Origin of the sequence: Streptomyces sp. NPDC001787 (genome assembly GCF_040297465.1) — a bacterium.
In the GTDB taxonomy this organism is placed as follows: Bacteria; Actinomycetota; Actinomycetes; order Streptomycetales; family Streptomycetaceae; genus Streptomyces.
In genome coordinates, this window is sequence record NZ_JBEOZE010000033.1 from 1 (window position 1) to 21122 (window position 21122).

Genomic DNA, 21122 nt, shown 5'->3' on the forward strand with positions numbered 1-21122 from the left:
TGCGCCCCGCGCGGTTCTATCTGTTGGCGGGGGCGCGGGTGGCGGCGGTGCGCCCCGCGCCAATCGTGGGGGCCGCGCTTTCTGTTTTCCCGACCCCGCGGGGGGGGGGGGGCCCCCGCGCCCCCCCCCGCCCCCGGGCGTGTGGTGGTTTTCCCGGCCGGACGTTCCCTCGGACCGAGGGAACGTCCGGCTCCGGGCCGATCAGGTCGGGTTGAGTCCGTGGCTGCGGAGCCACGCCAGCGGGTCGATCGCCGAGCCGCCGCCGGGCCGGACCTCGAAGTGCAGGTGCGCCCCGGTCGAGTTGCCCGAGTCCCCGGCGTACCCGATGACGTCACCGGCCTTCACCGGGCCCGAGCGGATCCTGGTGCTGCTGAGGTGGCAGTACCAGGTCTCGGTGCCATCGGCCATGGTCACGATCACCATGTTGCCGTAGGCGCTGTTCAACTGGGTGCGCACGGTGCCGTCGGTCGCGGCCATCACCGGAGTGCCGTACCCGACGGGGAAGTCGATGCCCGTGTGGACGGACATCCAGTTGACGCCCGCCTGGCCGTAGTAGGCGCTGAGTCCGTGCTGCTTGACCGGCAGGACGAACTTGGGGCGCAGCGCCTCACGGCGTGCCGCCTCCTCCGCGCGTTTCTTCTTCTCGGCGGCCTGCCGCTCCTTCAGGTCGATGCGTTCCTGGGTGCGGCTGGCGCGGTCCCGGAAGTCGTCGGCATCGGCGCTGAGCCGGGCGAGCTGGGTGTCCAGCTTGTTGTTCGCGGCGACGGGCTTGACGGTGCTGGGGTCGGCGACCGCCATCGAGATGGTGTCGTCCTGCCGCTCCTCGGTCTCGCCGAGTCCGCCGACGGAGGCGGCCGCGATGCCCGCGACGCTCATCACGCAGGCGGAGGGGACGGCGACGGTGAGGAGCGCGGACCGCTTGGCGGGGGAACGGCGCCGCGCGCGGCTGCGCGAAGCGGAGCGGGCCACCGGCCGGGGGGAGTCGACGGCGCGCTCCATGGTGACGGTGCCGAGCTTGTCGATGCCGGGACCGGGGTCGGGGGCGTCCGCCCGGTACTCGTCCGGCCCGTACTCGGCCGCCTCGTACTCCTCCGCCCGGTATCCGCCGGTGCCGGACCCGCCGGCCGCGGACTCCGGCGCCTCGGACTCCAGGACGGCGAACTCCGCCGTCGCCGGCGCCTCGGTCGGTGCCTCCGGCGGCGCTCCGGCCGTCTCGGTGGAGGCCGTCCGCTGTTCGTACAGGGGGTAGGACGTCTGTTCCGGCTCGTACGGCGCGCTCCCGGGCGTGGCGCCGGAGTTCCAGGCGGTGGCGTCGTAGGCGCCGGAGTCGTACGTCCCGGTGCCGTAGGCCGTCGTCGTCGCGTAGGAACCCGTGTCGTAGGTCCCGGTGTCGTAGGAACCCGTGCCGTACGAAGCGGTCGCGTAGGCGCCCGTGTCGTGCGTGCCCGTGTCGTGCGCGCGGAGGTCGTAGGAACCCGTCTCGTACGACGCGGTGCTGAAGGTCGTGGTGGGGAACGCGCCCGTGTCGGTCGCGGCCCACTGGCCGGTCTGCTGCCCGCCGGTCTGCTGCCAGGCGGTGCTGTCCCACTGGCCCGAGACATCCGGGGCACCCGCCTGCGCCGGGATTCCCGGCTCGGAGGTCCAGGAGGCCGAAGCGTCGTACGGCTGCTGGGGCTGCGCCTGGGGGGGGTAGGCGTCGTACGGAGCGGTCTGCTGCGCGCCCGTGGCCCACTGGGTGGCGTCGTACTGGCCGCTGTGCCCCGGTGCCCCGGTGGCGTACGCGGTGTCGTAGCCGCTGTACCCGGTCGCGTAGCCCGTCTGGTAACTGCTGTCTTGACCGTCGGGAAGTACACCGAAGAGCGGATCGGTGTCGAAGCTGCCGGTTGACTCACCGTCGTGTCCGACGTGTCCGGCGTGGGGGTGCTGGTCGTTCACCAACTTCTCTCTCGCCTCGGCAGCAGGGCCTGCTCGGGGTCAGGTGGAGAGACCCCAGGGGGAAAGCAGTGGCCGCGACTGTACCCGGCGGTACGTGACGACGACAATCTTCGGCAGGTTTTGGGCCCCAGGAAACGGGCAATCAGCCGCCTTTCGGTGGACCGCCTACGGAGCCTTGGCGCTTTGTTCGAGGAGTGTTCTATTCGGCGGAGTGCGAGCACGGGCGGCCGTGCCGCGCGAGGGTCCGGCGCGGGGGTGCGAGGGGGGTGTGGTGGTGCGAGGACGGCGCGGGGGCGGCGCCGGCTGCGCCGGAGGGTACGAGAGGGCGCGGTGATGACGCGGGCGGTGCGGAGATGAGGCGGGCGGCGCGGCGGGGGCAGTGGCTGCCGATGGGCCGTACCACCGTGCCGCGCGGCTGGCGGCGCGGTGGTACGGCGACCTCGTAGCGGCACCACTCGCGTCCGTACCCGTGCGGTGGGGGTGTCCAGGGGTGCGGGGAACGGCGCGTGACGAACATGTCTCCCATGTGATTTCCCCCTCCCCGTCCACCGCGAAACGGCGGCTTGCGGGATGCTGTGGATAACGTTCGTTCACATCCCCGGCCCTTCAGGCGCGGGAGACCATGTGGAGGCAGTGATGGGTGTGACCGGTCCGATTCGTGTGGTGGTGGCCAAGCCGGGACTCGACGGCCACGACCGTGGAGCCAAGGTGATCGCGCGGGCGCTGCGGGATGCCGGTATGGAGGTCATCTATACCGGGCTGCACCAGACCCCCGAGCAGATCGTGGACACGGCGATCCAGGAGGACGCCGACGCGATCGGTCTCTCGATCCTTTCCGGGGCGCACAACACGCTCTTCGCGAAGGTGATCGAACTGTTGAAGGAGCGCGAAGCGGAGGACATCAAGGTGTTCGGCGGCGGCATCATCCCCGAGGCGGACATCGCGCCGCTGAAGGAGCAGGGCGTCGCGGAGATCTTCACTCCCGGCGCGACGACGGCCTCGATCGTCACCTGGGTGAACGCCAACGTCCGTCAGCCCGCGGAAGCCTGAACCGGCCCGGCGGACGCCCGCCGGACTGGCTGCTCAGGCCAGTTCGGCATCCATCGCGGCCCGCAGGCGCAGCGTGGAGACCAGCCGCTGGAAGGCCTCCGACCAGTAGCCGCCCGCCCCCGGTGACGCGCCTTCCGGCTCGTCCTGGGTGGCCGTGAGGACCTCCAGGCGATCCGCCTCCACCGGGTCCAGACAGCGCTCGGCGAGCCCCATCACTCCGCTGAAGCTCCAGGGGTAACTCCCGGCGTCCCGGGCGATGTCGAGCGCGTCGACCACCGAACGGCCGAGGGGCCCGGCCCAGGGCACCGCGCAGACCCCGAGCAGCTGGAAGGCCTCGGACAGTCCGTGCGCGGCGATGAAATCCGCGACCCATCCCGCGCGTTCGGCGCCGGGCAGGGTGACCAGGAGCTTCGAGCGCTCGGCGAGCGAGGCCGTCCCGGGAGCGTTGGACGGGGGTGTCGAGGGGGCGCCGAGCAGCGCTCGGGCCCACTCCGCGTTCCTCTGCCGCACCGCTGCCCGGCACCAGGCCGCGTGCAGTTCCCCGGCCCAGTCGTCGGCGACGGGCAGGGCCACGATCTCGTGCGCCGTACGCCCCGCGAACTGCTGGTGCCAGACAGCCAGCGGGGCCGCCTCCACCAGCTGGCCGAGCCACCAGGACCGTTCCCCGCGGCCGGCCGGCGGGACCGGCACCACACCGTCGCGCTGCATCCCGCTGTCGCACTCGTGCGGGGCCTCCACGGCGATGGAGGCCCCGCCGCCCGTACGGTCGGGATTCACGCACGAGGTCGCTCGGGCAGCCATCCGCCCGGCCAGCGCGGAAGCGGGCAGCGCGGACAGGAGTTCGGCGGCGGTCGAGCGGACATTGCGGCCGCGGTCGGACAGCGCCTGTTCCAGGAAGGGTTCGTCCGCGCCGGACAGGCCCGTCCGCAGCGAGTCGAGGAACATCAGCCGGTCCTCGGCCCGCTCGGTGGACCAGGTGGTGGCCAGCAGGGTGAGCCCGGCGCCGGGGTCCTGCGCCCGTACGGCGTCCAGCAGCGCGACCCGCTCCGCGAACAGGCCCTCCTCCCACAGCCGGCGCACCGCCCGCGGGTCCGTGGTGTCGGGGCGCGGAGAGCCGCCGGAGGAGCTGCGCAGGGCGAACTTCCACTCCGGATTCAGCCCGGCCAGCCACAGGCCGAGGGGCCCGGCGAAGGTGAGCGCCTGCGGGCGCAGGTCCGTGCGGGCCCGCGCCGCGTCCAGCAACGGCGGCAGCAGCGCGGCCGGGGCCCGGAAACCGCGCAGATTGGCAATGGCCAGCCACTGCGGGATGAGTTCGGTGAGGTCGGGCGTCGTGCCGCGCCGTCCGCCGCCGGACGGTGCGGCACGGTCGGCGAGCAGCTGGGCGAGCCTGCGCCGGGCCGCCGCGGGCAGCGGCGGACGCGTGTCGCCGGCCGCGGGGACGGGCCGGGCGCCCGGACGCGCGGGCAGCAGTCCGGCCCTGCGTCGCACGGTGTGCAGCGCGGCGGCGTCCAGCAGCGCGGCCGGAGCGGTCGCCGCGCTGTCCGCCGGAGCGGGGCCGCCCCCGGGGAAGGCCGGGGGCCGGCGGTCGGTCCCCAGCAGTGCCGAGGTGACCAGGTCCTCCCACGCCGTGTGCGCGGCTGCGGACGCGGTCGTGTCCGCCGGCGCGGACCTGTCCGTGTCCGGGTCCGTACTCATGTCGGTGCCGGTGTCGGTGTTCGTACGGGGCATCGGTCCCCCTCCGTGTTCGGTGGTCGCAGGAGTGCAAGAACGCGCGGGCGGCGAGAGGTTCACTGAGGCGGGGCGGGGGCGGGGTGGCCCGGGGGCGGGGGCGGGGGCGGGTTGGGGGAGGGGGCCGTGGACCGGGTCAGATGAGCGGTACGGGTTCCTCGCCGCTCCCGCTCCCGCCTCCGACGCCCGGGGTCCAGGCCGCGAGCGGGTCGAAGCCCCGGTGGCCGACCTCACCGAACACGGTGACCGGGCCGCCGCCGGAGAGCGCGACCAGCTTCCACAGGCCGGGCCGGGACAGCGCGGCCGGTGCCACGGGCACGGCGGACTCGGCCCGCGCGTCGGCCAGCTGCCAACCGTCCCCCGACGGCACGGGTATGACATCGCGCAGGGTGACGGGGCAGGCCTCCAGCCAGGGATCGTGCCGCAGGGCGTCCCCGTACGCGGCGAGCGCGGCGGCCGTGCCGGCGCCCGGCGGAGGGGTCCCCGACGGTGTCGGTGCGCCGAACTGACGGCCCAGCTCCGCCCTCGGCTGCCCGGACCCCGGATACGGCGTGAGCTCCGCCTCCAGCGTGACGCCCACGGGCAGGGCCTGGCCGGGAGGGCGCCCCGGTGCCCCGAAGGAGAGCAGCAGCGCGGTGCGGCCCGACTCCCGCCCGTACAGCCAGATCCGGCGGGCGACGATCTTGCCGTCCGGGATGTCGTGCTGCGCCAGGACCAGCCAGTGGTCACGGACCGGGGGACCCTCGGCGGCGGCGGGCAGCCCCACTCTCGTCCGCACGGTCGCGGCCAGGCCGTCGGGCAGCCGGTCCAGGCCCAGCCAGGCCGTGTCCAGCAGATGGAGCAGCGCGCACTCCTCCAGCAGCCGTACCGGCCAGCCGGGACCGGACGCGGGGATCGCCCCCAACTCCCGCACCCGGGCCGCCAGTCCCGGGGCCTGGGCGTCGACCATGCGGGCCGCGGTCTCCTCCCAGAGCCCGTACCCCGCCCGGTCGGCCGACGCGAGGCCCCCTCGCAGCACATCGGCGAGGCGCTGCTCCAACTCCTCGGCGCCGCCGGTTATCCGCTCGGCCCGGCGCTCCGCACGCTTCCTGACGGCCTCCGGATCGGCCGGTCCCGGTGCCGCGTCCGACGCCGAAGGGCCCTTCTCCGCCGCGCGCACGCGACGTCCCTGGAGCCACTCACCGGCCCACTCGGCGGCCTCCCCCGGCCCGATCGCCGCATCGCCGCCCGCCCAGAGCAGCAGCAGCCCCAGCGCGTGCTTGCACGGGAACTTGCGGCTCGGGCAACTGCATCTGTACGCCGGGCCGGTGGTGTCGACCACCGTCCGATACGGCTTGCCCCCGCTCCCCTTGCACAGCCCCCACACCGCACCCGAACCGTCGAAACCGCCGTCCGACCACGGCCCCGCCGAACCGAGCCTGCTCCCCGCCTTGCGCGAGGCGTCGTCAGGAGCCAGGGCCAATACCTGCTCCACCGTCCAGCGCGCCACCGGGCCGTCGGCGCGCGAGGGTTCTCCCCCGTGAGATCGCAGCATGGGAACGACGGTAGGGCGCCCCACTGACAATCGCCCGTGACCTGCGAACTTGGCGGGACTGGCTCAACTTGACTTTGCTTTTCCTTTGCGTTTCTCTGCGAGCTCCGGCATTCGGACATCCGATCCAGGGGGGATCCCAGAATGAACCGCTCCATCAGCACCACCCGTATGTCCCGCACCGCCCGTACCGCAGCCGGCGCGGTCGCGGTCGCCGGTCTCGTGTTCGGTCTCGGCGCCTGCTCCTCCGAGACGGTCGACAAGGCCGTCGACAAGGCGGTCGACAAGACCGTGACCGAGAAGTACGAGGTCACCTACGAGGTCACCGGCACGGGCGTCGACGAGATCCAGTTCCACGGCGGCGAGGGCGAGGCCATGGAGCCGAAGCTCGAAACGGTCAAGGCGCCCACGCTGCCGTGGAAGAAGACCGTGACGCTGACCGGCATCATGCCGCCCGCCGTCATGCCGTTCGCGCTGGAGGCCGGGGGCGCCGACGTCACCTGCACCATCACGTACAAGGGCAAGGTCATCAAGGAGGCCAAGGGCGAGGGCATGCTCACGGCCGGCGGCTGCGTCGCCGTGTCCCCGATCGTCGGCTGACCCTTCCTCAACTGCCGTCATATCGGCCCCGACCCGCGGTCGGGGCCGATTGTCAGTGGCATGGTGCACGGTGGGAACCACATCAGGTCGACCGATCTGGAGGGGGAGCCATGACCGTGCCCGAGAACACCGGAACCACCGCGGCCGAGGTCCTGCGGCCGCACGCCGAGGACGCGTTCGCCGACGAGCTCAAGGCCCTGGCCGCTGCCGACGACCGGCCCCGGCCCGTCCGCTGGCGCCTCTCGCCGTGGGCCGTCGCCACCTATCTGCTGGGCGGGACACTGCCCGACGGGACGGTGATCACGCCGAAGTACGTGGGCCCGCGCCGCCTCGTGGAAGTCGCCGTGACCACGCTCGCCACCGACCGTGCCCTGCTGCTGCTCGGTGTCCCCGGCACCGCCAAGACCTGGGTGTCCGAGCACCTGGCCGCAGCCGTCAGCGGCGATTCGACCCTGCTCGTCCAGGGCACCGCCGGGACACCCGAGGAAGCCGTCCGCTACGGCTGGAACTACGCGCAGTTGCTCGCCCACGGCCCCAGCCGGGAGGCGCTGGTGCCCAGCCCGCTCATGCGGGCCATGTCCACGGGCATGACCGCCCGGGTCGAGGAGCTGACCCGTATCCCCGCCGATGTGCAGGACGCGCTCATCACGATCCTGTCCGAGAAGACCCTCCCCGTCCCCGAACTGGGCCAGGAGGTACAGGCGGTCCGGGGCTTCAACCTCATCGCCACGGCCAACGACCGGGACCGCGGGGTCAACGAGCTCTCCAGCGCGCTGCGCCGCCGGTTCAACACCGTCGTCCTGCCCCTGCCCGCGACACCCGACGCCGAGGTCGACATCGTGTCCCGCCGCGTCGACCAGATCGGCCGCTCGCTCGACCTTCCGGCGGCTCCCGAGGGCATGGCCGAGATCCGGCGTGTGGTGACGGTCTTCCGCGAACTGCGCGACGGCGTCACCACCGATGGGCGCACCAAGGTCAAGTCCCCCTCCGGGACGCTCTCCACGGCCGAGGCCATCTCCGTCGTGACGAACGGTCTCGCCCTCGCCGCCCACTTCGGCGACGGCATCCTGCGCCCCGGCGACGTCGCCTCCGGAATCCTCGGCGCGGTCGTCCGGGACCCGGCGGCCGACCGCGTGGTCTGGCAGGAGTATCTGGAGACCGTGGTCCGCGAGCGGGACGGCTGGAAGGACTTCTACCGCGCCTGCCGCGAGGTCTCCGTATGACCGCGCGTACCGCGGCCACCGGGCCGCTGCTGCTGGGGGTGCGCCATCACGGCCCCGGATCGGCCCGCGCGGTTCTCGCCGCGCTGGACGCGGCCCGGCCGGGTGCCGTGCTCATCGAAGGGCCGCCGGAGGGCGACGCTCTGCTGCCGCTCGCCGCCGATCCGCAGACGCGTCCGCCGGTCGCGCTGCTCGCCCACGCCGTGGACGACCCGGGGCTGGCGGCGTTCTGGCCGATGGCGGAGTTCTCGCCCGAGTGGGTGGCGATCCGCTGGGCGCTGGCCCACGACGTCCCGGTGCGCTTCATCGACCTGCCCGCGGCGCACTCGCTGGCACTGAAGGAGACCGCGGCGGGTCCCCCCGGCCCCGGCCCCGGTCCCGCCGCCGACCACTCCGACCACGCCGGGGACACCGGGGACACCGTGCGCGGTGAGGACGGCGACAGCCGCGACGGCGACGGCGACGGCGCGGGGGACCTCCTGGGGCCGCTCCCGCCCGCCGTCGACCCGATCGGTGTCCTCGCCCGGACCGCCGGATACGACGACCCGGAGCGCTGGTGGGAGGACGTCGTCGAGCACCGCGCGTCGGACGGCGCCCCCGCCGATCCACGGGCCCCGTTCGCCGTGCTCGCCGAGGCCATGACCGCGCTGCGCGAGGTGTACGGGGACGGTGGCCACCCCCGCGACGCCGTACGCGAAGCCTGCATGCGGATCCAGCTGCGCGCCGCCCGCAAGGAGTTCGGGGACGACATCGCGGTCGTCTGCGGCGCCTGGCACGTGCCCGCGCTCGCCGCCCGGTCCACCGTCACCGCCGACCGGGCCCTGCTCAAGGGACTCCCGAAGGTCAAGGTCGAACTGACCTGGGTGCCCTGGACCCACCGCCGGCTCGCCCGGCACAGCGGATACGGGGCCGGAATCGACTCACCCGGCTGGTACGGCCATCTCTTCGGCGCGGCCGACCGGCCGGTCGAGCGCTGGATGACCAAGGTCGCCGGGCTGCTGCGCGACGAGGACCGGTTCGTCTCGACCGCCCATGTCATCGAGGCGGTCAGACTCGCCGAGACCCTCGCGGCCATGCGGGGCCGGCCGCTCCCCGGGCTCGGCGAGGTCACCGACGCCGTCCGGGCCGTGATGTGCGAGGGCTCCGATGTGCCGCTCGCTCTCGTGCGGGACCGGCTCATCGTCGGCGAGACCCTCGGCGAAGTCCCCGACAGCGCCCCCGCCGTCCCGCTGCAACGCGACCTGACACGACAGCGGCGCACCCTCCGGCTCAAACCGGAAGCGGTGGAACGGGAGGTGGACCTCGACCTCCGCAAGGACACGGACGCCGCCCGCAGCCGGCTGCTGCACCGCCTCCGCCTGCTCGCCGTCGGATGGGGCGAGACGACCACCGGCCGGGGCAGCACCGGTACGTTCCGGGAGAGCTGGCGGCTGCGCTGGGAGCCCGAGCTGCATGTCCGGGTCGCGGAGGCCGGGGTGTGGGGCACCACCGTGCTCTCCGCGGCCACGGCGAAGGCCGAGTCCGAAGCCCTGTCGGCCACCGCGCTGTCGGAGGTGACCGCCCTCGCCGAGCGCTGCCTGCTGGCCGGGCTGCCCGAGGCACTGCCCGTCGTGATGAGGGCCCTCGCCGACCGGGCCGCACTCGACGCGGACGTCGGCCACCTCGCCGACGCGCTGCCCGCACTCGCCCGTTCCCTGCGGTACGGGGACGTCCGGTCCACGGACACGGCCGCGCTCGGCGAGGTCGCCGCCGGGCTCGCCGAGCGGATCTGTGTCGGCCTGCCGCCCGCCTGCACAGGACTCGACGCGGACGGTGCCGAAGCGCTGCGCCGGCAGATGGACGGGGTGCACACCGCGATCGGGCTGCTCGCCGGTGCCGTGCCCGCCGGGGGACTGCGGGAGCGCTGGTCCGCCGTGCTGCGCAAGCTGGCCGGCCGGGACACCGTCGCCGGTGTCATCCGCGGACGCGCCACCCGCCTGCTGCTCGACGAGGGACGGCTGGCCGAGGACGAGGCGGCGCTCCTCATGGGCCTCGCCCTCTCGCCCGGCACCCCGCCGCCCGACGCGGCGGCCTGGATCGAGGGCTTCGTCGGCGGAGCGGCGGGCGGCGGCATGCTGCTCGTCCATGACGAGCGGCTGCTCGGCCTGGTCGACGCCTGGCTCACCGGTGTCCCCGCGGACACCTTCACCGATGTGCTGCCGCTGCTGCGCCGCACGTTCTCCGCCTATGAGCCGGGCGTACGGCGCACCCTGGGCGAGCTGGTCCGCCGGGGGCCGACAGCCCCCGAAGGGCACCGGCAAGGCGGCGCGGACCCCGCCGCGCCGGGCTTCGGCCCCGGCCTCGACGGGACCAGAGCGGACGCGGTGGTTCCGGTGCTGCGGCTGCTGCTCGGCCTCGCCGCCGGGCCCGCCGTACCGGACGGGACGAACGCCGGAGAGCTGGAGGCGAGCGCATGACGGCGGACACGACAGGGGCGGGCACGACCGGGGCGGACACGACAGGGGCGGGCACCGTGCGGGAAACGGAAGGGGCGAGCGGGATGACGGCGCGGACGGCGGAGGTCCCTGCCGACGGCGAACGGCTGCGCCGCTGGCGGATGGTGCTCGGCGCGGACAGCGCCGAGAGCACCGGGTGCACGCTCACCGGCAGGGACGCCGCGATGGACAGCGCGCTGGGCGCGCTCTACGGCGGCGGGGAGAAGAAGCCCGGCAGCCGCGGCGGGAGCGAGCGCTCGGCGGGACTCGGCGCCTCCGCCCCGTCCGTCGCCCGCTGGCTCGGTGACATCCGTACGTACTTCCCCAGCTCCGTCGTCCAGGTCATGCAGCGGGACGCGATCGACCGCCTCGGCCTGTCGGCGCTGCTGCTGGAGCCGGAGATGCTGGAGGCCGTCGAGGCCGACGTCCACCTCGTCGGCACCCTGCTCTCGCTCCACAAGGCCATGCCGGAGACGACGAAGGAGACCGCGCGGGCCGTCGTACGGAAAGTCGTCGAGGACCTGGAGAAGCGCCTCGCGGGGCGTACCCGGACCACCCTCACCGGAGCGCTGGACCGTTCGGCGAGGATCAGCCGGCCGCGTCACCGGGACATCGACTGGGACCGCACCATCCGGGCCAATCTCAAGAACTACCTCACCGTTCCGGGCACGGACGGGGCCGGCACCGTCGTACCCGAACGCCTCATCGGCTACGGACGCGCCGCCCGGTCCGTGGAGAAGGACGTCATCCTGTGCGTCGACCAGTCGGGTTCGATGGCCGCGTCCGTCGTCCACGCCTCCGTGTTCGGCGCCGTCCTCGCCTCCATGCGCACCCTGGCGACCCGGCTCGTCGTCTTCGACACGGCGGTGGTCGACCTCACCGACCAGCTCGACGACCCGGTCGACGTCCTCTTCGGCACCCAGCTCGGCGGCGGTACGGACATCAACCGGGCGCTCGCCTACTGCCAGTCCCGGATCACCCGCCCCGCCGACACGGTCGTCGTCCTCATCAGCGACCTCTACGAAGGCGGGATACGGGACGAGATGCTCAAGCGGGTCGCCGCGATGAAGGCGTCGGGGGTGCAGTTCGTGACGCTGCTCGCACTCTCCGACGAGGGCGCGCCCGCGTACGACAGGGAGCACGCGGCGGCGCTCGGTGCGCTCGGCACGCCCGCGTTCGCCTGCACGCCGGATCTGTTCCCGGACATCATGGCGGCGGCGATCGAGAAGAGGCCGCTGCCCGTACCGGACAGGGAAAACCCTCGGTGACCCCTGCCGACGTGCGGTTTCGCCCCCGGCGACGCGGCCACCGGCGCGACCTGTGACCGTAATCACCGCTCAGGTGTGATCTGCGATTTAGGGTCCTGTGGAGCGCGGGGATAACCTGCCGGATGGACATGCCGCGTACTCGGACACCGTGTGCGCATTCCTGGTGACAGCGCAGTCACGATGCCCTTCGCGGCACGCCCACGCAGAAAACCAACCGCGAGACCACTAAAAGGGACGGACGCGCGTGGACCTGTTCGAGTACCAGGCGAGGGACCTCTTCGCCAAGCACGGTGTACCGGTGCTGGCCGGTGAAGTCATTGACACGCCTGAGGCAGCCCGCGAGGCGACCGAGCGGCTGGGCGGCAAGTCTGTCGTCAAGGCGCAGGTGAAGGTCGGTGGCCGAGGCAAGGCCGGCGGCGTCAAGCTGGCCGCCACCCCCGACGAGGCGGTCGCGCGTGCGACCGACATTCTCGGCATGGACATCAAGGGCCACACGGTCCACAAGGTGATGATCGCCGAGACCGCGCCGGAGATCCTTGAGGAGTACTACGTCTCGTACCTCCTCGACCGCACCAACCGCACCTTCCTGGCCATGGCCTCGGTGCAGGGCGGCATGGACATCGAGGAGGTCGCGGAGAAGACCCCCGAGGCCCTCGCGAAGGTCCCGGTCGACTCCAACTCCGGCGTCACCATCGAGAAGGCCCGCGAGATCGTGGCCCAGGCGAAGTTCCCGGCCGAGGTGGCCGAGAAGGTCGCCGAGGTCCTGGTCACGCTCTGGGACACCTTCGTCGCCGAGGACGCGCTCCTCGTCGAGGTGAACCCGCTGGCCAAGGTCGCCTCCGGCGACATCATCGCGCTGGACGGCAAGGTCTCGCTCGACGAGAACGCCGACTTCCGCCAGCCCGGCCACGAGGCCCTGGAGGACAAGGCCGCGGCCAACCCGCTCGAGGCCGCCGCCAAGGCCAAGAACCTCAACTACGTCAAGCTCGACGGCGAGGTCGGCATCATCGGGAACGGTGCCGGTCTGGTCATGTCGACCCTGGACGTCGTCGCGTACGCCGGTGAGAACCACGGCAACGTGAAGCCCGCCAACTTCCTCGACATCGGTGGCGGCGCCTCCGCAGAGGTCATGGCGAACGGCCTGGAGATCATCCTCGGCGACTCGGACGTCAAGTCCGTCTTCGTCAACGTCTTCGGCGGCATCACCGCCTGCGACGAGGTCGCCAACGGCATCGTCCAGGCTCTGGCGCTGCTCGAGTCCAAGGGCGAGAAGGTCGAGAAGCCGCTGGTCGTGCGTCTCGACGGCAACAACGCGGAGCTGGGTCGCAAGATCCTTTCCGACGCCAACCACCCGCTCGTGCAGCGTGTGGACACCATGGACGGCGCGGCCGACAAGGCCGCCGAGCTCGCCGCGGCTGCGAAGTAAGGGACGAGGGACTCCAACACCATGGCTATCTTCCTCACCAAGGACAGCAAGGTCATCGTCCAGGGGATGACCGGCGCCACGGGCATGAAGCACACCAAGCTCATGCTGGCTGACGGCACCAACATCGTCGGCGGCGTGAACCCGCGCAAGGCCGGCACGACCGTCGACTTCGACGGCACCGAGGTCCCGGTCTTCGGTTCCGTCAAGGAAGCGATGGAGAAGACGGGCGCGGACGTCTCCGTCCTCTTCGTGCCGCCGGCCTTCGCCAAGGCCGCCGTCGTCGAGGCGATCGACGCCGAGATCCCCCTCGCGGTCGTCATCACCGAGGGCATCGCCGTCCACGACTCCGCCGCCTTCTGGGCGCACGCGGGCGCCAAGGGCAACAAGACCCGGATCATCGGCCCGAACTGCCCGGGTCTCATCACCCCCGGCCAGTCCAACGCCGGCATCATCCCGGGCGACATCACCAAGCCCGGCCGCATCGGTCTCGTGTCCAAGTCCGGCACGCTGACCTACCAGATGATGTACGAGCTCCGTGACATCGGCTTCTCCTCCGCCGTCGGCATCGGTGGCGACCCGGTCATCGGTACGACGCACATCGACGCCCTCGCGGCGTTCGAGGCCGACCCCGAGACCGACCTCATCGTGATGATCGGCGAGATCGGTGGCGACGCCGAGGAGCGTGCCGCCGACTTCATCGCGAAGAACGTCAAGAAGCCGGTCGTCGGTTACGTCGCGGGCTTCACCGCCCCCGAGGGCAAGACCATGGGCCACGCGGGCGCCATCGTCTCCGGCTCCTCCGGCACCGCCCAGGCGAAGAAGGAGGCCCTTGAGGCCGCCGGCGTGAAGGTCGGCAAGACGCCGACCGAGACCGCCAAGCTGGCGCGCGAGATCCTCGGCGCCTGATCGCGTGCCGCGGCGGCCCGGCCGCCCCGGCACCGCGTCGCACCGCACGGACGGCGCGGGCCCGTACCCCGGACAAGGGGTACGGGCCCGCGCCGTTTCCGTTCCGCCCGGTCGGGTAGATGCGCGCGGTCCGCGAATCCGCGCTCGCCGGGAATCCGCCGGTCAGGGAATCCGCCGGTCAGGGAATCCGCGGCACCAGCCGTTCCGGGCCGTTGGCGAACTGCTCGCGCAGGGTCCTCTGGAGTTCCAGGTCCTGGGAGGTGAGCTTCTGAGGGCCGCCGCGCGGTGGAACGCCGCCGACCCGTTCCGGGGGCGCCAGCGGTTGCTCGTACCGCGTGGGGGCCGTGTGCAGGGTGAAGCCCGTCGCGCCGATGAGCAGCGCGGCGAAGGCGATGGCCGCCCGGGTCCAGAGCTGGGCCTTGCGTTCGCTTCCGGTGCGCACGGTACGTGCGGGCGGCAGGGCGGGCAGCTGCCCGGCGAGGGCGAGCGCCCCCAGTCTCTCGTGCAGCAGCGCGGACTGCTCCGTCGGTGACGCGGAGCCCGCCAGCTCGGGCAGCCGTTCGGCGACGGCGGCCCGCGCGTTCATCAGCCGGCCCGCCGCCGCCGGGGTGCTGGCCTCGGTCTCGGCCGCGGTCTCCGGCAGATCCAGGCCCACGCCGTCGTAGAGCAGCAGCGTGCGGCGGTACGAGGGGGGCAGGTCGAGCAGCGCGTCGCGCAGGGCCCGCCGGTCCGGCTCGGCGGGTGGTGGGTCGGGGTGACGGTGGGCGCGCCGCAGCCGGTGCCAGGGCGACATCGCGTACTCGTACGCGGCGGCCCGCACCCAGCCCGCCGGGTCACGGTCCACGGCGACCTCGGGCCAGCGGTGCCAGGCCAGCTGGAACGCGCGCTCGACGGACTCGACGGAGAGGTTGCGGCGGCCCGTCAGCAGATACGTCTGGCGGACGAGCCCCTGGGCGCAGCCGCTGTACAGGGCATCGAACGCCTCGGTCGGCGAGAGCCCGGTCAGGGCGGGCGCGGGAGGCGAGGGGGAGGCGGGGGGCGCGGGGGGCGTACTGGATGCGGCGGGGGCGGCGGGCGCGGGGGACTCCGGACGGAGGGCCGGGGCGGCGGGCGTAGGCCGGGAAGCGCCCGGCTCCGACGGCTCGGCGGTCCCCGCCGGCCCTGACGCCGCCGTAGCCTCCACGGGCCCCGAAGCCGCCGTAGCCGCTGAAGCCTCCGGGGCCGCCGGGGCCTTCGGGGCCGGCGAGGTTGACGGCGGTCGGGTCCCGCCCTCGGCGGCTGGATTCGCCCCGGTGTTCGAGGTGGTCAATGTGGGGCGGGGGGCCCGAGCGGTCGGTGCGGCGTTCTCGGCGGAGGAGCCGATGAGCCTGGCGTAGACCGTGCGCTTGCGCCCGCGCGGGCTCGTGCGCCCCGTCTCCCAGGAGCGGACGGTGGCACGCGTGACGCCGACCGCCGCCGCGACCTGCTCCTCGGTCAGCGATTTCGCCTCACGCAGCCTGCGGCGCTCCTTGGGGGAGGGCAGGGGGTCGGCAGCGGCCGTGTCGGTCGTGCTCCGAGTCATGGGTGACCCCCGGCGGTGCTGCGCTGGGTGAAAAAGTACATAAACGTATATTGAGCGACACAGCGGCCGTTCGCCCGTTACACGGAATAAGCGCGTGTCGTTGGCAGCATGGCGGCGTGACCCAAGTGACCGAGCGCAGCCCGATGTTGTCGGCCGAGCGGGGCAGGCCCGCCGCGCTGGCCTCCGCTTTTCTGCGCGGGGTGATCGCGGCGGGGCTCGGGCTCGGCTCGCTCGCCGTGCTTGTCATGGTGCTGTGGATCAGCTCTCCGTACCCGGACAGCGGACCCGGCGGAGCCCTCCAGGTCGCGGCGGGGCTCTGGCTGCTCGCGCATGGCGCCGAACTCGTCAGAACCGACACCCTCAGCGGCATCCCGGCCCCCGTGGCGACCGTTCCGCTGCTGCTCTCCCTGCTGCCGGTCTGGCTGGCGCACCGGGCCGCCCGGGGCGCGGCGGACCCCGACGAGGGGCGCCCCAGACCGTCCCCGGCCGGTGCCTTCGGCGCGGTCACGACCGGGTATCTGCTGGTCGCGGCTGCTGCCGTGGCCTATGCGCGGGACGGTTCGCTGAGCGCGGACCCGGACACACTGGCGTTCCCGCTCGCCGTTGTGGTGGCCGGTGCCGCGGCGGCCGGGGTGTGGACGGCGGGCGGGCGGGCGCTGGGCTCGCTGCCGTTCTGGGCGCCGCTGTGGATTCAGGAGGCGGTCGCGCGCACCCTGTTCCGGACCCGGGCCGAGGCGGTGTGCCGGTCCGCCGCGGCCGGGGTGATGGTGCTGCTCGGCGGTGGCGCGCTGGTGGTCGCCGCAGGGCTGGTGTGGCACGTGGAGGAGGCCCAGCGGACCTTCCTCGCGCTCTCGGGCGACTGGGCGGGGCGGTTCGCCGTGCTCCTGCTGGCCCTGGCGCTCGTGCCGAACGCCGCGCTGTGGGGTGCCTCGTACGGGCTGGGGCCGGGGTTCGCGCTCGGTACGGGGGCCACGGTCACCCCGATGGCCTTCGGCGGGAGCCCGGCCCTGCCCGAGTTCCCGCTGCTGGCGGCGCTGCCGGACCAGGGGCCGGGTTCGCCCGCCAACTGGGCGGCCGGGGCCGTGCCCCTCGCGGCCGGGCTGGCGGTCGCCTGGTTCACCGTACGCAGGGCGGTGCCCGAACCGGCGGTACGGGACGGGGCCTGGAGCGCGGGGGAGACGGTGCTGGTGACGGGGCTCGCCGCAGGGGGGTGCGGGGCCGGTACGGCGGTGCTCACGGCGATGGCCGGGGGGCCGCTCGGCACCGGGGCACTGGCGGAGTTCGGGCCCGTGTGGTGGCTGACGGGCCCGGCCGCCCTGGCGTGGACGGCCGTCATCGGCGTACCGCTGGTGCTGCTGCTCCGGATGTGGCGGCTGCGGGAGCCCGGGTGGGCATGGCGACGTCGGAGCGGGCCGGAGGCGGCGGAGGAGCGGACCGGCGCGGTGGCGCCCGGCGCACGACAGCCGACGCCTGCCCCCGGGAGCGAGGGCGGCCGGAGCGGCGTGCGCGACGGCGCACGCGGCACCGTGCGCGACGCGAACGGCGGGAGCGACGAGGCCGCTCCGGAGGCCACCGGGCGGCGCCGGTGGCGGCGGAGGCGCAGGGCCGGGGACGGGGCGGAGGGGACGGGAGGAGCCGGCGGCGCGGCCCCGCCCGGTCCCGTGTCCGCGTCCGGCCCGGCGGACCCCGCACCCGGGGCGGACGCGGGGTTCGAGCCGTACGACTTCCTGCCGACCGATCCCTGGCACGACGGGAAGGAGGCCGGACAGGCCCGGTGGGCTTCCCTCCGGCAGGGCCCCGGAGGGCTCATGGCCGACTTCCGGCCGGAGCTTCCCGCGGACCGGCCGGAGCTTCCCGCGGGCCCGCCGGAGCTCCTGGCTGACCCGCCGGAGCCTCCGGCGCCGCCGCGGGCGCCCTCGGCGGCCCCGGAGTCCGGCCGAGGGGTTACTTCTTGACGCCGAAGAAGGGCTCCAGCGGCTTCGGCAGCAGATCGTTGCAGGCCAGCGCGCCGGACTTGGTCAGGGCGTCGTTCACGCACGTGTAGTAGTCGCGGTAGACCAGCTGGACCGTGAACGACGTCGCGACGATCGAGAGTGCGAGCAGGGCGGTCACCAGGCCGCTGACCGCCGCCGTGGTCTGCGGCCGGTTGCCGCCGCTCCGGCCGGCCGTCGCGGGCGGCGTGGCCCCGTCGCCCGCGCCCGCCCCTGCCCCCGCCGGGCCGGTCGCCGCAGGGGCGCCCGCGCCGGTCGCCGCCGCCGTGCCCTCCGTCGCGGACGGGCTCCGGGGCTTGGCGCGCAGGGCGCTGATGGCCCAGTAGACGGAGAGCGCGCCCAGGAGCAGGGCGATCTCCGGGAAGTCGAAGAGGGCGAAGAAGAACGCCCACATGCCGCCGAGCACCGCGTAGCGGGCGCGCCGCTGGGCGGGGTCGGTCGGGTCCCAGCGCAGTCCGCCCGGGTTGCCCTCGGGGCCGCCCTTGCCACCGCCCGCGCCGCTGCCGGGGCGGCTGCCGAAGCCGCCGGTGCCCCGGCCGGGCTGCTGGTCGCTCCACTGACTGCCCCAGGCCGGGCGGTCGCCGGACCCGCCGTTGCCGGAGCCGTCACCCTTGCCGTCGCCGTCGCCGTCGCCGTTCGTGGGCGAGGACGGATGGCGCGGCTGCCAGGGCTGGTCGGGCCGGTCCGCCGGCGGCGGCGCGAACGGATTGTCGTCGGTGGGCCCGGCCGGACCCGGACCGCCGGAGGAACCCGGCGTACCCGAGGGGCCGGACGGCCCGGAGGAACCCGGCGTACCGGAGGAACGAGAGAGGCGGAAGGCGGTGCGGCGGCGTCGGTCCGGCATGTGGTGAACGTCTTCCCCATCTCGTCATGTCCGCCCCGAGGACGGTTCGTCCGCCCGGTGGGCGGTTCGCTGTCCCCTGACGCTACCTCCCGGTCACGCCCCCGTCCCGTGGGGGCCGCCGGGTGTGCCGGTATCGTTGCTGACGGTCGGCTCGTTCGTAGAGTTCCCCGTATCGAGGGGCGAGATTCTTTCGTACGACCGTACAAAGAGCACCGCACGCACATCGCACCTGCCTTACCACGCGAGAAAGGGCCCAGCTGTGGCCTCCCCGCCCCCCTCCGCCGCTCCGGCCCGCCTGGTCGTGCTGGTCTCCGGCTCCGGTACGAATCTCCAGGCCCTGCTCGACGCCATCGGTGACGATCCCGAGGGCTACGGCGCCCAGGTCGTCGCGGTCGGCGCGGACCGTGACGACATCGTCGGTCTGGAGCGTGCCGAGCGTGCCGGACTGCCCACTTTCGTGTGCAAGGTCAAGGACCATGCCACCCGTGAGGAGTGGGACGCGGCGCTCACGGCCGCCACGGCCGCGCACCGCCCGGACCTCGTCGTCTCCGCGGGATTCATGAAGATCGTGGGCAGGACGTTCCTCGCCGCGTTCGGCGGCCGGTTCATCAACACGCACCCCGCCCTGCTCCCCAGCTTTCCCGGTGCCCATGGGGTGCGTGACGCGCTCGCGTACGGCGTGAAGGTCACCGGCTGCACCGTCCACTTCGTCGACGACGGCGTCGACACCGGTCCGATCATCGCGCAGGGCGTGGTCGAGGTGACCGAAGAGGACACGCCGGAGGGCGAAGCCGCTCTCCATGAACGCATCAAGGAAGTCGAGCGCAAGCTGCTCGTCGAGGCCGTGGGGCGACTCGCCCGTGACGGCCATCGCATTGAGGGACGAAAGGTTCATCTCGGTCATGTCGGTGAATAAGCCCATCCGCCGCGCCCTGGTCAGTGTCTACGACAAGACGGGGCTCGAAGACCTCGCCCGCGGTCTGCACGAGGCGGGCGTCGAGCTCGTCTCCACCGGCTCCACCGCCGGGAGGATCGCCGCCGCCGGAGTGCCGGTCACCAAGGTCGAGGAGCTCACCGGTTTCCCCGAGTGCCTCGACGGCCGCGTGAAGACACTGCACCCCCGCGTGCACGCCGGCATCCTGGCCGACCTGCGCCTGGACACCCACCGTGAGCAGCTCGCCGAGCTCGGCGTGGAGCCGTTCGATCTCGTGGTCGTCAACCTGTACCCGTTCAAGGAGACCGTCGCCTCCGGCGCCTCGGACGACGAGTGCGTGGAGCAGATCGACATCGGCGGCCCCTCGATGGTCCGCGCCGCCGCCAAGAACCACCCGTCCGTGGCCGTCGTGACGAGCCCCGAGCGGTACGCCGACGTCCTCGCCGCCGTCGCGGCGGGCGGCTTCGACCTGAGCGCCCGCAAGCGCCTGGCCGCGGAGGCCTTCCAGCACACCGCCGCGTACGACGTGGCCGTGGCCTCCTGGTTCGCGGCCGACTACGCCGCCGCCGACGACTCGGGCTTCCCCGACTTCTTCGGCACGACGTACGAGCGCGGCAACGTCCTGCGCTACGGCGAGAACCCGCACCAGCCCGCCGCCCTCTACACCTCGGGCGCCGGCGGCCTGGCCGAGGCGGAGCAGCTGCACGGCAAGGAGATGTCGTACAACAACTACACGGACACCGACGCCGCGCGCCGGGCCGCGTACGACCACGCCGAGCCCTGTGTCGCGATCATCAAGCACGCCAACCCGTGCGGGATCGCGATCGCCGACGATGTCGCGCAGGCGCACCGCAACGCGCACGCCTGTGACCCGCTGTCCGCCTTCGGCGGGGTCATCGCCGTCAACCGGCCGGTGACCGTCGCCATGGCCGAGCAGGTCGCGGAGATCTTCACCGAGGTCATCGTCGCCCCGGCGTACGAGGACGGCGCCGTCGAGGTGCTGGCCCGCAAGAAGAACATCCGCGTGCTGCGCTGCCCCGACGGCCCGGCCGCCCCGGTCGAGGTCAAGCCCATCGACGGCGGCGCGCTGCTCCAGGTCACCGACCGGCTCCAGGCCGAGGGCGACGACCCGGCCAACTGGACCCTCGCCACCGGTGAGGCCCTCTCCGCCGACGAGCTGAAGGAGCTCGCCTTCGCGTGGAAGGCCTGTCGCGCGGTCAAGTCCAACGCGATCCTGCTCGCCAAGGACGGCGCCTCGGTCGGCGTCGGCATGGGCCAGGTCAACCGCGTCGACTCCGCCAAGCTCGCCGTCGAGCGGGCGGGCGAGGAGCGGGCGCGCGGGGCGTACGCCGCCTCCGACGCGTTCTTCCCGTTCCCCGACGGCCTGGAGATCCTCACCGCGGCCGGCATCAGGGCCGTGGCCCAGCCCGGTGGGTCGGTCCGCGACGAACTGGTCATCGAGGCCGCGAAGAAGGCGGGCGTGACCATGTACTTCACCGGTACGCGCCACTTCTTCCACTGAGCCGCCGCCGAGCCCCGGCCGCACCCCGCTCCCGGGGTGCGGCCCCCGGCCCGCGCCGTGTCCGGGAAATCCCGGAATTCAGGTCTTGGTCGCGCCTCTGTTCTAATAAACCGCCGTGGAAATCCGTTGCGG

General features: G+C 73.5%; 15 protein-coding genes. 10 read left to right on the plus strand and 5 right to left on the minus strand.

Features of this window, described 5'->3' with window-relative positions; all coding sequences use genetic code 11:
* Positions 1-201: 201 nt before the first annotated feature.
* A complete protein-coding gene (locus tag ABT170_RS32720) occupies positions 202-1935 on the minus strand; it encodes a M23 family metallopeptidase (RefSeq protein ID WP_351873451.1) in 1734 nt (577 codons plus the stop codon).
* A gap of 636 nt (positions 1936-2571) precedes the next feature.
* On the opposite strand from ABT170_RS32720, the gene icmB reads away from it, so the two are divergent.
* Entirely contained in the window at positions 2572-2985 is a 414-nt protein-coding gene (gene icmB, locus ABT170_RS32725) for a coenzyme B12-dependent isobutyryl CoA mutase small subunit (protein ID WP_329946479.1), read from the plus strand.
* A gap of 33 nt (positions 2986-3018) precedes the next feature.
* On the opposite strand, the gene ABT170_RS32730 is transcribed toward icmB, so the two are convergent.
* Positions 3019-4713 carry a DUF5691 domain-containing protein gene (locus tag ABT170_RS32730; protein ID WP_351873455.1) on the minus strand — a complete coding sequence of 565 codons (1695 nt, stop codon included), beginning with the start codon at positions 4711-4713 and terminating at the stop codon, positions 3019-3021.
* 136 nt (positions 4714-4849) lie between these two features.
* Positions 4850-6247, minus strand: coding sequence for an SWIM zinc finger family protein (locus ABT170_RS32735; protein WP_351873458.1), 1398 nt, complete (start codon positions 6245-6247; stop codon positions 4850-4852).
* A gap of 141 nt (positions 6248-6388) precedes the next feature.
* On the opposite strand from ABT170_RS32735, the gene ABT170_RS32740 reads away from it, so the two are divergent.
* The 6 genes from ABT170_RS32740 (at position 6389) to sucD (ending at position 14138) form a co-directional block, all read left to right on the plus strand.
* Complete coding sequence (locus ABT170_RS32740; protein ID WP_329946476.1) at positions 6389-6844, plus strand: MmpS family transport accessory protein; 456 nt, start codon at positions 6389-6391, stop codon at positions 6842-6844.
* A 110-nt stretch (positions 6845-6954) separates the two neighbouring features.
* A complete protein-coding gene (locus ABT170_RS32745) occupies positions 6955-8067 on the plus strand; it encodes an ATP-binding protein (protein WP_329946475.1) in 1113 nt (370 codons plus the stop codon).
* A complete protein-coding gene (locus tag ABT170_RS32750) occupies positions 8064-10520 on the plus strand; it encodes a DUF5682 family protein (protein ID WP_351873462.1) in 2457 nt (818 codons plus the stop codon). The genes ABT170_RS32745 and ABT170_RS32750 overlap by 4 nt, the downstream gene beginning before the upstream one ends.
* Positions 10517-11806 carry a VWA domain-containing protein gene (locus tag ABT170_RS32755; protein ID WP_502970599.1) on the plus strand — a complete coding sequence of 430 codons (1290 nt, stop codon included), beginning with the start codon at positions 10517-10519 and terminating at the stop codon, positions 11804-11806. Before ABT170_RS32750 ends, ABT170_RS32755 begins: the two co-directional genes overlap by 4 nt.
* 244 nt (positions 11807-12050) lie before the next feature.
* Positions 12051-13232 (plus strand): ADP-forming succinate--CoA ligase subunit beta, encoded by a 1182-nt coding sequence (sucC, locus tag ABT170_RS32760; protein WP_266923033.1) that lies wholly within the window; start codon positions 12051-12053, stop codon positions 13230-13232.
* A 21-nt stretch (positions 13233-13253) separates the two neighbouring features.
* On the plus strand, positions 13254-14138 hold the full coding sequence (sucD, locus tag ABT170_RS32765) for a succinate--CoA ligase subunit alpha (RefSeq protein ID WP_329946473.1): 885 nt from the start codon (positions 13254-13256) through the stop codon (positions 14136-14138).
* Between the two features lie 178 nt (positions 14139-14316).
* On the opposite strand, the gene ABT170_RS32770 is transcribed toward sucD, so the two are convergent.
* A complete protein-coding gene (locus ABT170_RS32770; protein WP_351873466.1) occupies positions 14317-15699 on the minus strand; it encodes a helix-turn-helix domain-containing protein in 1383 nt (460 codons plus the stop codon).
* Between the two features lie 125 nt (positions 15700-15824).
* On the opposite strand from ABT170_RS32770, the gene ABT170_RS32775 reads away from it, so the two are divergent.
* Positions 15825-17654, plus strand: coding sequence for a cell division protein PerM (locus ABT170_RS32775; RefSeq protein ID WP_351873577.1), 1830 nt, complete (start codon positions 15825-15827; stop codon positions 17652-17654).
* Here ABT170_RS32775 and ABT170_RS32780 read toward each other — a convergent pair.
* Entirely contained in the window at positions 17644-18534 is an 891-nt protein-coding gene (locus tag ABT170_RS32780; protein ID WP_351873469.1) for a hypothetical protein, read from the minus strand. The genes ABT170_RS32775 and ABT170_RS32780 overlap by 11 nt on opposite strands.
* Positions 18535-18793: 259 nt before the next feature.
* Between ABT170_RS32780 and purN the strand changes: the two genes are divergently transcribed.
* Positions 18794-19450: a phosphoribosylglycinamide formyltransferase gene (gene purN, locus ABT170_RS32785; protein ID WP_266923037.1), complete on the plus strand. Its 657-nt coding sequence runs from the start codon at positions 18794-18796 to the stop codon at positions 19448-19450.
* On the plus strand, positions 19437-20990 hold the full coding sequence (gene purH, locus ABT170_RS32790; protein WP_351873472.1) for a bifunctional phosphoribosylaminoimidazolecarboxamide formyltransferase/IMP cyclohydrolase: 1554 nt from the start codon (positions 19437-19439) through the stop codon (positions 20988-20990). Before purN ends, purH begins: the two co-directional genes overlap by 14 nt.
* The last annotated feature ends 132 nt before the right edge of the window (positions 20991-21122 follow it).

Bases quoted from the DNA above. Each gene is read 5' to 3' on its own strand.
- icmB (WP_329946479.1), top strand. From the start codon at position 2,572: ATGGGTGTGACCGGTCCGATTCGTGTGGTGGTGGCCAAGCCGGGACTC.
- ABT170_RS32730 (WP_351873455.1), bottom strand. From the start codon at position 4,713: ATGCCCCGTACGAACACCGACACCGGCACCGACATGAGTACGGACCCG.
- ABT170_RS32735 (WP_351873458.1), bottom strand. From the start codon at position 6,247: ATGCTGCGATCTCACGGGGGAGAACCCTCGCGCGCCGACGGCCCGGTG.
- ABT170_RS32740 (WP_329946476.1), top strand. From the start codon at position 6,389: ATGAACCGCTCCATCAGCACCACCCGTATGTCCCGCACCGCCCGTACC.
- ABT170_RS32745 (WP_329946475.1), top strand. From the start codon at position 6,955: ATGACCGTGCCCGAGAACACCGGAACCACCGCGGCCGAGGTCCTGCGG.
- ABT170_RS32750 (WP_351873462.1), top strand. From the start codon at position 8,064: ATGACCGCGCGTACCGCGGCCACCGGGCCGCTGCTGCTGGGGGTGCGC.
- ABT170_RS32755 (WP_502970599.1), top strand. From the start codon at position 10,517: ATGACGGCGGACACGACAGGGGCGGGCACGACCGGGGCGGACACGACA.
- sucD (WP_329946473.1), top strand. From the start codon at position 13,254: ATGGCTATCTTCCTCACCAAGGACAGCAAGGTCATCGTCCAGGGGATG.
- ABT170_RS32770 (WP_351873466.1), bottom strand. From the start codon at position 15,699: ATGACTCGGAGCACGACCGACACGGCCGCTGCCGACCCCCTGCCCTCC.
- ABT170_RS32780 (WP_351873469.1), bottom strand. From the start codon at position 18,534: ATGCCGGACCGACGCCGCCGCACCGCCTTCCGCCTCTCTCGTTCCTCC.
- purH (WP_351873472.1), top strand. From the start codon at position 19,437: ATGTCGGTGAATAAGCCCATCCGCCGCGCCCTGGTCAGTGTCTACGAC.